Origin of the sequence: Aeromonas sp. QDB23 (assembly GCF_027707745.1) — a bacterium.
Taxonomy (GTDB): domain Bacteria; phylum Pseudomonadota; class Gammaproteobacteria; order Enterobacterales; family Aeromonadaceae; genus Aeromonas; species Aeromonas allosaccharophila.
Genome location: NZ_JAPCJA010000028.1, coordinates 1 through 13,736, shown reverse-complemented (window position 1 = coordinate 13,736; position 13,736 = coordinate 1). Strand labels below are relative to the sequence as shown.

The 13,736-nt window shown below is 53.7% G+C and carries 11 protein-coding genes; all 11 read right to left on the bottom strand.

Annotated features, from left to right (window positions below; translation table 11 throughout):
* Position 1 precedes the first annotated feature (1 nt).
* On the bottom strand, positions 2-1,849 hold the full coding sequence (hscA, locus tag PG888_RS13035; protein ID WP_182937702.1) for a Fe-S protein assembly chaperone HscA: 1,848 nt from the start codon (positions 1,847-1,849) through the stop codon (positions 2-4).
* A 28-nt stretch (positions 1,850-1,877) separates the two neighbouring features.
* Positions 1,878-2,396, bottom strand: coding sequence for a co-chaperone HscB (hscB, locus tag PG888_RS13030; protein ID WP_182937703.1), 519 nt, complete (start codon positions 2,394-2,396; stop codon positions 1,878-1,880).
* A gap of 109 nt (positions 2,397-2,505) precedes the next feature.
* On the bottom strand, positions 2,506-2,829 hold the full coding sequence (gene iscA / locus PG888_RS13025; RefSeq protein ID WP_005333812.1) for an iron-sulfur cluster assembly protein IscA: 324 nt from the start codon (positions 2,827-2,829) through the stop codon (positions 2,506-2,508).
* Positions 2,830-2,844: 15 nt separating this feature from the next.
* Positions 2,845-3,228: a Fe-S cluster assembly scaffold IscU gene (iscU, locus tag PG888_RS13020; protein ID WP_040094674.1), complete on the bottom strand. Its 384-nt coding sequence runs from the start codon at positions 3,226-3,228 to the stop codon at positions 2,845-2,847.
* A gap of 41 nt (positions 3,229-3,269) precedes the next feature.
* Entirely contained in the window at positions 3,270-4,484 is a 1,215-nt protein-coding gene (locus tag PG888_RS13015; protein ID WP_058053760.1) for an IscS subfamily cysteine desulfurase, read from the bottom strand.
* A 53-nt stretch (positions 4,485-4,537) separates the two neighbouring features.
* Positions 4,538-5,041, bottom strand: coding sequence for a Fe-S cluster assembly transcriptional regulator IscR (iscR, locus tag PG888_RS13010; protein WP_042063444.1), 504 nt, complete (start codon positions 5,039-5,041; stop codon positions 4,538-4,540).
* A 92-nt stretch (positions 5,042-5,133) separates the two neighbouring features.
* Positions 5,134-5,856 carry a tRNA (cytosine(32)/uridine(32)-2'-O)-methyltransferase TrmJ gene (trmJ, locus tag PG888_RS13005; RefSeq protein ID WP_182937704.1) on the bottom strand — a complete coding sequence of 241 codons (723 nt, stop codon included), beginning with the start codon at positions 5,854-5,856 and terminating at the stop codon, positions 5,134-5,136.
* Positions 5,857-6,412: 556 nt separating this feature from the next.
* The gene (gene zorD / locus PG888_RS13000) at positions 6,413-9,652 is read right to left on the bottom strand and encodes a type I Zorya anti-phage system protein ZorD (protein ID WP_201296179.1); all 3,240 of its coding nucleotides are present in this window, start codon (positions 9,650-9,652) and stop codon (positions 6,413-6,415) included.
* The gene (gene zorC / locus PG888_RS12995) at positions 9,649-11,409 is read right to left on the bottom strand and encodes a type I Zorya anti-phage system protein ZorC (RefSeq protein WP_041999544.1); all 1,761 of its coding nucleotides are present in this window, start codon (positions 11,407-11,409) and stop codon (positions 9,649-9,651) included. The genes zorD and zorC overlap by 4 nt, the downstream gene beginning before the upstream one ends.
* On the bottom strand, positions 11,409-12,152 hold the full coding sequence (gene zorB1, locus PG888_RS12990; protein WP_024946483.1) for a type I Zorya anti-phage system protein ZorB1: 744 nt from the start codon (positions 12,150-12,152) through the stop codon (positions 11,409-11,411). The genes zorC and zorB1 overlap by 1 nt, the downstream gene beginning before the upstream one ends.
* A gap of 11 nt (positions 12,153-12,163) precedes the next feature.
* A complete protein-coding gene (gene zorA / locus PG888_RS12985) occupies positions 12,164-13,663 on the bottom strand; it encodes an anti-phage ZorAB system protein ZorA (protein ID WP_270693512.1) in 1,500 nt (499 codons plus the stop codon).
* Between the last annotated feature and the right edge of the window lie 73 nt (positions 13,664-13,736).

Genomic DNA, 13,736 nt, shown 5'->3' with positions numbered 1-13,736 from the left:
ATTACACCTTGTTGACGTTTTGTCCGGTCAGCACCTTGCGAATGGAGGCATCCATCCGGCGGGCTGCAAACTCGCCACTGACAGCATCTGCCGCCTCAATGGCTTCTTTGATTTGATGGGTTGAGCCTGCGTTGCGCATGGTCAGCAGATGGGCGATGGCGGCATCAATCTCGGCTCGCTCGGCTGCGTTCAGCAGGGCATCGCCATCGGCGGCCAGCGCCGCATTGAGACTCTCGACCACCCGGTCGGCTTCAACCTGCTGCTCGGCCAGCATGCGGGCATCCATATCCTGCTGGGCGTTCTCGATGGAGGCACTCAGCATGGTGAGGATATCCTGCTCCGCCAGCCCGTAAGAGGGCTTGACCTGGATCTCGGCCTGCACGCCGGAGGATTTCTCCATGGCGCTAACCGAGAGCAGACCATCCGCATCCACCTGGAAGGTGACGCGAATATGGGCGGCGCCGGCAGCCATCGGCGGAATACCGGTCAGGGTAAAGCGGGCCAGGGAGCGGCAATCGGCCACCAACTCGCGCTCACCCTGTACCACGTGAATGGCCATGGCGGTCTGACCATCCTTGAAGGTGGTGAACTCCTGGGCGCGGGCCACCGGAATGGTGGTGTTGCGCGGGATCACCTTCTCGGCGAGGCCCCCCATGGTCTCCAGACCCAGCGACAGGGGGATAACGTCCAGCAGCAGCATCTCGGCATCGGGCTTGTTGCCCACCAGAATATCGGCCTGGATGGCGGCGCCAATGGCGACCACCTTGTCCGGATCGATGCTGGTCAGCGGCGTACGCTGGAAGAACTCGCCCACCAGTTCACGCACCAGCGGCACCCGGGTGGAGCCACCGACCATCACCACTTCCAGCACTTCCACCTGCTCAAGGCCCGCATCGCGCAGGGCGCGGCGGCAAGCCAGCAAGGTCCGTTTCACCAGCGGGGTAATGAGCTCATCAAACTGGCTGCGGGTCACGCAACCCTGCCAGCCAGCAAAGGTGCAGGGAACGCTGTCGGTATCGGTCAAGCCGTGTTTGACGGCAGCAGCCACATCCAGCAGCTCGCGCTGCAGATGGGCATCCAGATCGCCGGATAGGCCCGCCTGTTCCTTGATCCAGTCCGCCAGCAGGTGATCGAAGTCATCGCCGCCGAGGGCCGAATCACCGCCGGTAGCCATCACTTCAAAGACGCCGCGGTGCAGCCGCAGGATGGAGATATCGAAGGTACCGCCCCCCAGATCGTAAACCGCAATCACCCCTTCCTGACCGGTGTCGAGGCCATAGGCAATCGCGGCTGCGGTCGGCTCATTGAGCAGCCGCAGCACGTGCAGACCGGCCAGACGGGCCGCGTCCTTGGTGCCCTGACGCTGGGCATCGTCGAAATAGGCGGGCACGGTAATGACCACGCCGTCGAGATCGCCACCGAGCGAGGCGGCGCCACGCTCGGCCAGCTTTTTGAGAATTTCGGCCGAGACCTGCACCGGATTGACCAGCCCCTGACGGGTTTGCAGTTGCGGCATGCCATTGTCGGCGGCAACAAACTGATAAGGCTGCTGGCGGGTATCGATATCCGCCAGCGCCTTGCCCATCATCCGTTTGACCGAGACGATGGTGTTGTGAGGATCGAGTGCCGCTTCACGCTTGGCATCAATCCCCACGCGAATGGCGTCGCTTTGATAGTGCACCACTGACGGGAGCAGGTCGCGCCCTTGCTCATCGCAAAGGGTATCGGCGTGACCGCTGCGAACCGCAGCGACGAGAGAGTTGGTGGTGCCGAGATCGATGCCGACGGCACGTTTGTGCTGATGAGGTACAGCGCTCTGGCCGGGTTCGGCGATTTGCAGTAATGCCATGGGTAATGAAACTTCCAGCGTTAAAGGATCAAGACTCGAGAAGCGAGTCTTCGAATCGTTCCAGCTCTTCGAGGAGCTTGTCGACAAACTTGAGTTTGCGAACGCAATCAGCGGCAACAAGATCTTTACCGGCGGTAAGAGACTCGGTCAGCTGCTGCATCAACATCTGGTGATCATGCCTGATCTCGCTGCGAAAATCCTTGATGGCGCGCTCAGGGTCAGCGTCATCTTTCAGATCGGCCAGACGCTCGCGCCACTCCAGCTGCTGCATCAGAAATGCGGTATCTTGCAGGGTCTGCTGTTCACCACGGATATCGGTGCCACGCAGGGAGAGCAGATATTCGGCACGGCGCAGCGGCGCCTTGAGGGTGGTGAATGCTTCGTTGATCTGGGCGGCACGTTGCACCGCAGCCAGCTGCTCCCGTTCGGGGGCGGTGGCAAAACGATCAGGATGGAATTGGGTTTGCAGCTGGCGGTAGGTATCAGCCAACTGACGGGTATCGAGCTCGAAGCCTTCAACCAGCCCAAACAGCTCGAAATGATTCATGCAAACCTCTTGGAAACGTTCGCCACAACCTCACTCGCCCTTGGCAAATGAGATGTGGTTGAACGGGTCATGGGCGACCCGCTCAACCACAGACGAAGGATCAAACATCTCAGACACTAAAGCTTTCGCCGCAACCACACTCGCCTTTGGCGTTGGGGTTGTTGAACTGGAAGCCCTCGTTGAGGCCCTCCTTGACGAAATCCAGCTCGGTGCCATCCAGATGGATCAGGCTCTTGGCATCAACAATAATCTTGACGCCCTGCTGCTCGAACACCTGATCTTCATCGGTCAGTTCATCAACGAACTCAAGCACGTAGGCCAGACCGGAGCAGCCGGTGGTCTTGACACCGAGGCGCAGGCCAATGCCCTTGCCCCGGTTAGCCAGAAAAGAGGAAACCCGTGCCGCGGCGGCATCTGTCATGGTAATAGCCATACTGCTCTCCGGCGCTTAGAGACCTTTCTTCTGCTTGTAATCGGCGATGGCGGCCTTGATGGCGTCCTCGGCCAGAATGGAGCAGTGGATCTTCACCGGTGGCAGGGCCAGCTCTTCGGCGATATCGGTGTTCTTGATGCCAGCCGCTTCGTCCAGGGTCTTGCCCTTGACCCATTCGGTCACCAGGGAGCTGGAGGCGATGGCAGAACCGCAGCCGTAGGTCTTGAACTTGGCATCTTCGATGATGCCTTCGTCGCTGATCTTCAATTGCAGCTTCATCACGTCGCCACAAGCAGGCGCACCGACCATGCCGGTCGCGATGCTGGGATCATTCTTGTCGAAACCACCGACGTTGCGAGGATTCTCGTAGTGGTCGATTACTTTTTCACTGTAAGCCATATCTCACTCCTGCTAATTCTGTTGCTCACTGACCCGGTGGATCAGTGATGAGCCCATTCGACCGTGTTCAGATCGACGCCGTCTTTGTACATCTCCCACAGGGGGGACATCTCGCGCAGACGACCGATGGAGTCACGAATAAGCTTGACCGCGTAGTCAATCTCTTCCTCGGTGGTAAAGCGACCGATGCTGAAACGGATGGAGCTGTGTGCCAGCTCGTCGTTCAGACCCAGTGCGCGCAGCACATAGGAGGGTTCCAGGCTGGCAGAGGTACAGGCCGAGCCGGAAGAGACCGCCAAATCTTTCAGCGCCATGATGAGGGATTCCCCTTCCACATAGGCAAAGCTGACGTTGAGGTTGCCGCAGACGCGATGTTCCAGATCACCGTTGAGGTAAACGGCTTCGATATCCTTGAGGCCATCCCACAGACGCTGACGCAGTGCCATGACACGCTCACCCTCGCTGACCATCTCTTCCTTGGCGATGCGGAAGGCTTCGCCCATACCGACGATCTGGTGAGTCGGCAGGGTGCCGGAACGCATGCCGCGCTCGTGACCACCACCGTGCATCTGGGCTTCGATACGCACGCGCGGTTTGCGACGAACATAGAGCGCGCCGATCCCTTTCGGGCCATAAATTTTGTGGGCGGAGAGAGAGAGCAGGTCAATCTTCATCGCTTCGACGTCGATCTCTACCTTGCCAACGCTCTGGGCGGCATCCACATGCAGCAGGATCTTGCGGGAGCGGCACAGTTCGCCCAGCCCCTTGATATCCTGGATCACGCCAATTTCGTTGTTCACATGCATCAGGCTCACCAAAATGGTGTCATCACGCATGGCATTCTCGATCATCTCGAGCGTAAACAGACCATTGGGCATCGGCTCGAGGTAGGTCACTTCGAACCCTTCACGCTCCAGCTGACGGCAGGTATCGAGTACCGCTTTATGCTCGGTCTTGGAGGTGATGAGGTGCTTGCCCTTGCTGGCATAGAAGTGGGCAACACCTTTGATGGCCAGGTTATTGGATTCGGTCGCACCGGAGGTGAAGACGATCTCGCGGGGATCGGCACCGATCAGCTCTGCCACTTGATTACGGGCCAGATCCACCGCCTCTTCGGCTTGCCAGCCAAAGCGGTGAGAACGGGAAGCCGGATTGCCGAACAGGCCATCCATGGTGAGACACTGCATCATTTTTTCTGCGACACGCGGGTCCACCGGACAGGTTGCCGAATAATCAAGGTAAATAGGCAGTTTCATGTTTTTCTCCGTCACAGTCCGGGTCATACAGAATCCCGCTGTGGAAAGCACGTTTATAGTTGGACTTTCAAGCTCACATCGCCGTGTTCTGCCCGTTCAACCAGGGACAACACGGTCTTCATTTGTTCATCTTGCTTGCCGGCAATCCGGCGCACATCGGCCTGGCGTACCAGCTCGGCCAGAGTGATATCCCCGAGGAAACTGGAAATCCGCTCGCTCAGATCACGCCACAGGGAGTGCGTCAGGCACTGGGTACCGCCGTGGCAGCCGCCCTTGCCGAGACACTTGGTGGCATCGACCGACTCATCGACCGCGGTGATCACCTGACCGACCGAGATTTCGTCCGGCGCCAGACCGAGGCGATAACCACCACCCGGGCCACGCACGCTGCTCACCAGACCATGTTTGCGCAGGCGGGCAAAGAGCTGCTCGAGATAGGACAACGAAATGCCCTGGCGCTCGGAAATATCGGCAAGGGGGACGGGCCCCTGCTCTGCATGCAGCGCCACGTCGAGCATGGCGGTTACAGCGTAACGTCCTTTTGAAGTCAGTCTCATGTGCCTTACCGTCTTGCGAAGCAATTTAATGGGGCACATGGTCACATACCCGACCAAATCAGTCAAGTATATGGTTGAGTAAATCAGTCGGATTAATCCGGTACGCGCGCTCTCTGCACCGAGGTCAAAATCCCGCGCAGAATGTTGAGCTCAGCTGCTTCCGGCCGAGCCCGATTGAACAAGCGACGCAACTTGCTCATCACATGACCCGGATGGTCATCGGCAATAAAACCGGTCTTCATCAGGGTTTGTTCCAGGTGCTGATAGAACCCTTCCAGCTGGGCGGCACTCGGATAGGCCATCTCCTCTTCAGGCTCGGCGGCCTGCCCCTGCAGCCAGCGCATCCGCACTTCGTAGCAGAGGGTCTGCACCGCCATGGCCAGATTGAGGGAGCTGTAATCGGGATTGGCCGGAATGGCCACGTGGTAGTGGCACTTTTGCAGCTCGTCATTGGTGAGACCGGTGCGTTCACGGCCAAACACCAGCGCGACCGGGTGTTGCATCCCCTCAACCACCGCCTTCTCGCCGGCTTCACGGGGGTCAAGCATCGGCCAGCTCAGGGTACGGGAGCGGGCGCTGGTGCCAATCACCAGGCCACAATCGGCGATCGCGTCGTCCAGCGTCGGGACGATACGGGCATTGGCAAGCACATCGCTGGCACCTGCCGCCAGGGCGAAGGCATTGTCATCCGGCAAGGCTTGCGGATCAACCAGAACCAGTTGGGTCAACCCCATGGTCTTCATGGCACGCGCCGCAGACCCCATGTTGCCGGTATGAGAGGTGTTTACCAAAACGATACGAATCTGATCCAACATGCCCAGTCAATCTTCAGTCAAAAATAGCGCGCAATTATAACATAGGAGAACGCTATTTTGGCACCGTAAAAGCTGAGTGAATCGCCCTCAGTTGATTCTATTCAAGCTGCATTGATTTATAAAACTGAATCGCCCCCACTTCCCTAGACACCGCACAAAATTAAAAGGCCCTGCTGTTGCAGGGCCTTTTAATTTCCAACTTAAATGGCCGTGATCAGCACGTGATCATGACCATTTAAGTTGGAAACTAGCTGATCAATCGATTCAGTAACTTAGCGACACCACAAGTGACATTTAAGTTGGAAACTCGATAGCAATCCTCCGCCTGCTCAACGAACAAGCAGGACATTGAAGTTGGAAACCAAGCTCTGTTTGCCATGATAGTGACCATGTAACTAAATTACAAAACAGCTAATTACCTCTTATGAGCAGTGGCAGGCAGACGCATGTCATTTGTCCGCAGTTAGCAGAGAGGCTACATGCTGGTGTTGAAAGGTGTGGCTGTAGGTATATGACACCACGGGAAGTCAGCCTAGCAGCTCCCCTTGTAATGACATCATTTGTTAAGCACACCATCAAACTCCGACAGTTGTAAGTCATTTTTCCCCTGCAACATATCGCTCGCTAACGATCTACGCTGGTCCAGTAAATCATCGAGCGTTGCCTCGAAGGTCTGAATGTCAGCATCGCGTATAGTTGGATAATAGACAAATACATCCTTGGTCTGGCCGATACGGTATGCTCGATCGGTCGCCTGATCTTCTTTGGCCGGATTCCAGCACCGGGTGAAATGGATCACATGGTTTGCTCCCTGCACATTGACACCAAACCCCACCGCCACGGTGGAAAGAATAATCACATTAAAGCCGGACACTGCCTGGAAACGATCAATCAGACGTTGGCGACTATTCAGGCTATCGCTACTTGTACTGGTGTCCCCATTAATGATTGTTGGGGATATATCGAAACGGACCTTAACCGCGTGCTGTACTTCACGCTGAACATCCCGTAGTTCGGTGAAGATGATAACTTTATCCCCGCTGCAACGGATGTTATCCAGTTGTTCTAGCAGCCACCTCATCTTAGGGGAATGTTCACGTAACCAAAGGTCAGGCTCCACACAATAGGGGTGAGCACAGACCAGCTTGAGTTTATGCAACACAGGAAGGATGAAACTCTCTTTACTCCCTGCGGCCTCCTGCACCAATTGTCGCTGTCGATATTCACCAATCTGCTGGTTATAGAGGGAACGCTGCCGACTAACCATGGTCAGATTGCGGCAAGTGCGATCTTCTATCTTGGAAGGCAAATCCTTAGCCACATCCTGCTTGGTCCGCCGCAAGGTCTGGGGCTCAATCAAGGAACGTAATCGAGCCAGAGCTTCTAGATCCTTGCACTCCCCCTCTTCAATTGGTTTTTGGTATTCACGACCAAACTGGTTTAAGGCCCCAAGCAAACCTGGCTGGACAAAATCAAACAGGCTCCAGAGATCGATCAAGGTGTTTTCTACTGGAGTACCAGTACAAGCAATGCGAAACCTGGACTTCATGGCTTTAATAGCCCTAGTCACCATAGCTGCTGGATTTTTGATTTTTTGGGCTTCATCACAGATCACCATGGCCCATGACTGACGACCCAAGGAGATCTCTTGGGAACGCAGCGTCTCGTATGTGGTTAACACGATACGAGCCTCCTGTAACCAACCGGGACGCAACAGATTTGTTACACCCTGCTGACGCAATGATTCTGGGATTTCATAGCTGCGAAACTTTGCCTCTGATAGAGCATCACCGTAGAGCCGCATGACTGCAATGTCATCGGCATAGAAGAATTTACGCAATTCTGCTTCCCAGTTATCCAATAACGAAACCGGGGCTACGATAAGTACAGGATCACCACTTGGTTGACGTTCCAGATAATCAACCACAAAGGTAAGCAATTGGATCGTTTTTCCTAAACCCATGTCATCAGCTAAGAGGCAACCCGATACATGTTCTGGTGACAGCTCGAACAGATGCTGTAACCATGCCACACCGTGTAATTGGTGCTCACGCAGCGAGATTTCTGGCTTAAGCCTCTCCGGTAATGACGGGGAGGAAAGACGCGCCTGTTGAATCGCATCTTGTCGCCACTTGGCATAACCCACCTCGTCGATATTTTCTTCCACCAGCAAACCAATGCTGTTTTTCCTCATGGATTCTTGAACTGTTGGCTCTTCGCTCCGGATCTGCTTTCGCCATTCCTTTTGTATCTGCTCAGCCAAGCGCAATGGCACGGGTTGCTCAGATCCTGGCAAACAAAGATGCCCTGCTCCCTCTGCAAACGCCTCGTCAATACGCTTTGATAACTCATCCAGCGCCGCTGCATCGTCAAAATTGATCTGTGCGACAACATCACCCACTGACTCCTCAATTCCATTCGATTCGCTCGAAAGCCAATCCTGACCGGTTGTTCGGGTCAGGAAAGGAGATGATACTGGCACTACCTCGCCGAGACCGATAATGCGATCACCATAGCGAGAGAGTTCAAACAAAGAATCGAACAACTCTCCGGACACCTCTCGTTGCCAGCGATCTAGCAACTTTTCGATGTCCAACAATTGCTGCTCGTCAAAGTCGCCTAACTCCAGCTCAAAACCCTGCCAGAAACCTGCGCTCATACCAGCAGCCAGCTTAAAGCGCAGCTCCTGTACAAAAGGCGCAAATATTCCAGGTGAATTGAAACTCAGTGTTTCATCAGGGAGTGGCTCTCGGCTTATAGGGGAGAGATGCAGCAATACGGTGGCGATCTTCCCACTTTCGGCCTCGCATTTAGGTTCCAGACGAAAATGATGAAAATAGATCCCCGCATCGACAAGCGATTGCTCGTGCTGCTCTGGATCGAGTACCACGCTGGTCACTTCTCCCAGCAGGGCATAGGGATTGCGCAACAGGGACAACGCCGAATCCCCAGCCACCCTTCTCCCCGGTATCGCCTTGATGGCTTCGAGTACTTGCTTGATCTCAGGCTCTATCAACACATGAGCGATGGTGCCATCTGGTTGCGTGATACGGTATCTGTCCTGTACCCGTTGGGTAGCATCAAATGAGGAAAGGAACCCAACTGGTTGTTCAGGAAAATCAACGCCAACCTCAATGACAGGACAAGAGTCGATCTCTGCCTTACGTGGTCGCAAAGCCAGTCGCTGAGGTTTAACTACCACTGTCTTGGCAAGAAAACCATCCATGTCGGCATTAGCCGCTTTGGCAACACTGCGAATAACGGCCCACCCTTCATAGTTGGTCGCCTCACCCGGCTCATCCCTCTGACAACGAGCAAGGTCACGCAGAGACTCACAGAGCTGCCAGCTGGCTTCGTTCAGTAGACGTTGTCCCTTCTTCGTTGTTACCAACGCCCCCTGACGTTTTAACTCGACATGTTCTCCCGTTACTTCATCACTCCAGTGAGTAATCGCAACGGTGAACTGAGGATCGACCAAGCTGCCTCTGCATTCCAATTTGGGGCGTAGATCAGTACAGTGAGGCAGCGACAACAACGCCAGACTACTTTCATGATCGGCGTCGGCCATTAATCGATACATATCACGCCATGTCAGGAGCCAGCGGTCGCTAAGCACCGCAACGTACTCCTCCTCGGCAAGCTGCTCCAGATAGGCAACCAAGGCCCATCGCTCAGGCTCGCTCTGTATACGTTCGGCAAACACGATCCCTCTCTCATCCGCCTGCCAACATGGGCTGAGATCAACCGGATCATGCTTATTTTTCCCAAATTTGCTAAACCAACGTCCAAGCATCATTTTTTCCAAAACATAAACGGGCTGCCAGTTTTGACCACAAAACCATTGCGCCTCAGAAGCAAAATGTCATCTGTATTGCGCTGCTTGATCTCTATATGGAAAGCACCGCCCTTTTCACGATGATCCGTATAATGTCGCAGGTTTTCGCCTAACTGTTCGAGCAACAGAGCAAAATCAACTTTCCCCTTACCGCCTGAATGAATCACAACGGTCCGATCAGCAGGTGTGTTCACAACTTGGCTCTTTGATTCAGAATTGTTGCCAAGGGGAGCTTGAAATGATGGAACGCTTGGTTTGACAATTTTTGGTTTAACTACACGATTCCATAATTGATTGGCTCCCTGTGGGTTTGGAACAATACCAAGCAACCGTAACTCATCATCATATTTTTGCTGCCACCCCTCCATCGCATCGGGCTTTAATGGTTTGGGAACATGTATCCAACGCCCCTTCGCGAGGTTTTTTTGTTTCAAATCATGAGTTAAGTGCAATGTACTGGCATCAGGATTAAATCCGCAGGAGTTAGCTCGATATACATAACAGGCGTTTCCTGTGTGCGAAAACTCGACAAAGATGTAATCGCCAATCTGCATGATTACTGCGTTATCAGCTGGCGAGCCCCCAGATAAATCTCCTAGGCGGCCCTTATTTTGATCACGAAAACGGACAAACTCTCCATCTCGGTTTAATTGAGCATCACGTCCCATCACGATACGGGTATAACTCATCTGATCGGCAAAACGGAGCCAATAGAAGAGACGCGCCTGATCAACCTCGCCTTCACCTTTCAGCAAACTAAAAAAGTGCTGTAAATCCTGCTTGGCAAGCCATGCCCCCACCATGTCACATACCGGTTTATCCACATGGTGACGCCAGCGATTTTGATCGGATTTCAACTGGGGGTTCCCCCAGATCTCCAGACCAGCTTGTATCAAGTTGGCTTGTGGCTGCACATGACAGCTACAACCATGATATCGAGTGAGACAAGCAGCCATGATCTCGTCGGAATAACGCCGATTATTGATAGCCATCAGCGCTAACAACTCTGATAACCGGTCTAAAAACGTAGCTTCATCAAGTTCGGCAATTTTTTTCTGCACGACCGCGATAACTTGATGCCAAAGCCAACTTTCTGCTGGGATTTGGGCAAGAGTCTGTAGCTGAGTAAGATCTGTTACTGTCCCCTCAAATACCTGCTGTCCTAACCGTAAACCTGCTTCACTCTGAAAAAGTTCTTGATGCTCATCAACTACCCGCATCCAAGCTTTAAGCTTCTCCGGATTCCGTAGTACACGATAACCATCCCGGATATAAGTGCGCAGTTGTTGCCAGTTTTGGCTCTTCTCAGGCTCTATTGCCTCATAGCCAAAATAGCTGAAGCAGAGAGCAGTCCAATCCCGGCGAACCAACTCACGGCTATCGATGTGAGCAGATACATGCCTACTCACTCGTGGAAAGACCTTTTCATCATCTAGCAACTGCTTGCCTGCTTCAACGCAGTCAACAAGCCCTGCATATACCAACCGCCACTGCCGCCGGGTGAGCGGTTCATTACGTAGGAAGGCCGCCAGAGCGGCATGACGCTTCTCCTTCGGTGGTTCTGGAGCTGCCTCCGCTTGGTCAAACCTAGCCTCAACCTCAGATCTAGCTCGCTTCAAAGCCGAAAAGGAATGCAGAGTCCTCTCCTGATAGCGACCATTGACCCGCTCCACACTGGACTCCAAGATCGCCGTAAGACGGGAAATTGCATCCACCATCAGCGCATCTCCAACTGACAACGTTCAGCCGTCATCAGACCAGAAAACTGAGGTGCGCTCTCCGCCGCCTGCTGCTTGTCTTCCTTGAGCCCATAAAACTGCATGCGCAGCTCCACTCGACGACTTGCCTCTTTGCTGTCCTTGGCATTGTTAAAAGAAACACCGCCAGCCAAAAACAGGCTACGGATCTGCTGCTGGTGTTCGGCAGAAAGGGATTGCTGCAACTGGCTCCGTCCGTCAAGCAGTGCACACATTACCCACTCGGAACGCTGTAGCGACAAGTGGAGGTTATAGAGGTAAGAACCATCCGTATCGGTAAAACCTTCAACCACCACCTGTTTCATCCAACGTTGCCCCTCTGGGCTATCGGTAACATCCAGGATCAACGGCACCACGTCCTGCAATGCCTGCTGACCCTGTGGGTCTAGAAAATATTGGTTGTGACCAAAGCGACCGGCCTCCCCAAAGCTAATCCGGTTGTCACGACAGTCAACTTTAATGATGTTGCTCTTCTTTCGCGCCAGTATCTCCAAGCTTTGACAGATACGGGCAATATCCTGCCCTCTTTGCTTTTCTCCAGCCTCAACTTCGCGAATACGCTGGGTCACAGACGCAAGTGAAGCAACCATGACAACCAAGAACAACACCATCATGGCAGTCATCAGATCGGCATAAGATATCCAAAACGGCTTTTCCGCCTCATCGTTGCGACGCGAGGCCGGAGCGCCTTTCATCCCGAACATAAGTTAGCCCCTTAGCGCCGCACCTTGATAGACTCAAACAACTCGGAAAGATCCTCAATTCCTTCCTTCATATCAACGATACCACCAGCAAGCCCCTTCACCGCTTTGTCTAGCTCACTATCGAGACTTCCCATGGTCTTGACCAGATTACGATTCAACCCATCGGCAAACTCATTGAACCCTTTCGCTAGGGCATTGCCAATCTGGTCCAAATATTCTGTGGCCTCACGATTAAGGTCACGCATCCGCTCACCGTGTTGCCTGAGATCGTTAATTAGTTGTGCTCGCTGGCTTTGTTCGCTCTGCGCTCCGGCGACTACGGACTCGATGGTGGCCAAAACTTTGGCCGCAGACTCTCGATGATTGCGGTATTCACCAATAATGGTTGTGAGCTCACGGGAAGCTACCGCCAGCTCTCCACCGACTTGCTGCACCGACCCCAATACTTTGGCAGTGGTCTCACCCGCTTGCACCACACTGCTGCCCGCGGTGTCGAATCGATCCGCAGCAAGGCGCATCTTGTCTGCCCCTTGTGCCATTTGCTGCAAGTGCTCTCTAGTTTGCAAGCCAAGAAGGTCAATGACTTCCTGTGCCTCTTTGCGCTGCTGCTCGACCAATTGCAGCGTCTCTCTAAGCTGCTTATCCAACCCACCAATAACCGTTTCAGTTGTATTCCTGATATCCGCCTGTGCCAAGCGATGCTGTGCATCCATTCCTTCTTGGTTAGCGTTAAAGGTCTGGAACATCTGATTAAGTTGTGAGCCCAGCTGAGTCAAGTTTGTGGACATGTTGGTCATGACCTCTTCTTGCCCTTGGCCAATACTCCGCTGGCTCTGTTCAATAAAGCTATTCAGGTGTTCGGCTATCTGTTGCTGACGGGCCTCACTCTCGGCAAACAATCTCTCCAATTGGTGAGCTATGCGTTCACTGGCATCCTCGCCCGAGCTTCCCATTCGCTCTACCGCCGCCTGCATTTTTGACAACATCTCGTTCATGCCATTCTGCATACTGGCTTGACCAGCCTGCATGTCTGTAAGCAGTTGCGCGATGACTGTGGCACTTTGCTGAGAAGAGGACTCGCCAGCTCGCCGCATATCGTCCACCAATGCCACAAAGCCTTGCTGCATGGACTGCATTGCAGTTACTGACTGACCGAGCATTTCATGCAAACCGCTGAACTGTTGACCGAAAGATGCATCTAGTTTGCTCATGAAGGCACTCAGTACATCCGTCAATAGATGCTGAACTTGGCCTGACTGATCGCCACTTGCCTGCTTCACTGAACCAGCAATTTTTTCCAAGGGATCTTTAAGACTATCTTCGATGGAGCGACCGATCTGGGTAGCCAAAGATGTGCCAACCTCTTGATAAGAGGTTGAGAGGGTATTGGCCAGTTTGAGATTTTCCTGAACCTGGGTATCAACCAGATTTTGCATCATGGTGCGTAGATCACTGACCAAGCTGTCTTTCAGTTGTCGTGCATTAACTGCACTTTCATTGCTGGCCTTCATGTACAGGATCTTTAGCTACAACCAATTGAAATAGATAGAAAAAAGGCTTCGTTTGTGATCTGATTTAATCGCA

Excerpts from the sequence above, each read along its gene's own strand:
- zorD (WP_201296179.1), bottom strand. The coding sequence starts at position 9,652 with ATGATGCTTGGACGTTGGTTTAGCAAATTTGGGAAAAATAAGCATGAT.
- PG888_RS13015 (WP_058053760.1), bottom strand. The coding sequence starts at position 4,484 with ATGAAACTGCCTATTTACCTTGATTATTCGGCAACCTGTCCGGTGGAC.
- hscB (WP_182937703.1), bottom strand. The coding sequence starts at position 2,396 with ATGAATCATTTCGAGCTGTTTGGGCTGGTTGAAGGCTTCGAGCTCGAT.
- zorB1 (WP_024946483.1), bottom strand. The coding sequence starts at position 12,152 with ATGTTCGGGATGAAAGGCGCTCCGGCCTCGCGTCGCAACGATGAGGCG.
- zorA (WP_270693512.1), bottom strand. The coding sequence starts at position 13,663 with ATGAAGGCCAGCAATGAAAGTGCAGTTAATGCACGACAACTGAAAGAC.
- iscA (WP_005333812.1), bottom strand. The coding sequence starts at position 2,829 with ATGGCTATTACCATGACAGATGCCGCCGCGGCACGGGTTTCCTCTTTT.
- zorC (WP_041999544.1), bottom strand. The coding sequence starts at position 11,409 with ATGGTGGATGCAATTTCCCGTCTTACGGCGATCTTGGAGTCCAGTGTG.
- iscR (WP_042063444.1), bottom strand. The coding sequence starts at position 5,041 with ATGAGACTGACTTCAAAAGGACGTTACGCTGTAACCGCCATGCTCGAC.
- trmJ (WP_182937704.1), bottom strand. The coding sequence starts at position 5,856 with ATGTTGGATCAGATTCGTATCGTTTTGGTAAACACCTCTCATACCGGC.
- iscU (WP_040094674.1), bottom strand. The coding sequence starts at position 3,228 with ATGGCTTACAGTGAAAAAGTAATCGACCACTACGAGAATCCTCGCAAC.
- hscA (WP_182937702.1), bottom strand. The coding sequence starts at position 1,849 with ATGGCATTACTGCAAATCGCCGAACCCGGCCAGAGCGCTGTACCTCAT.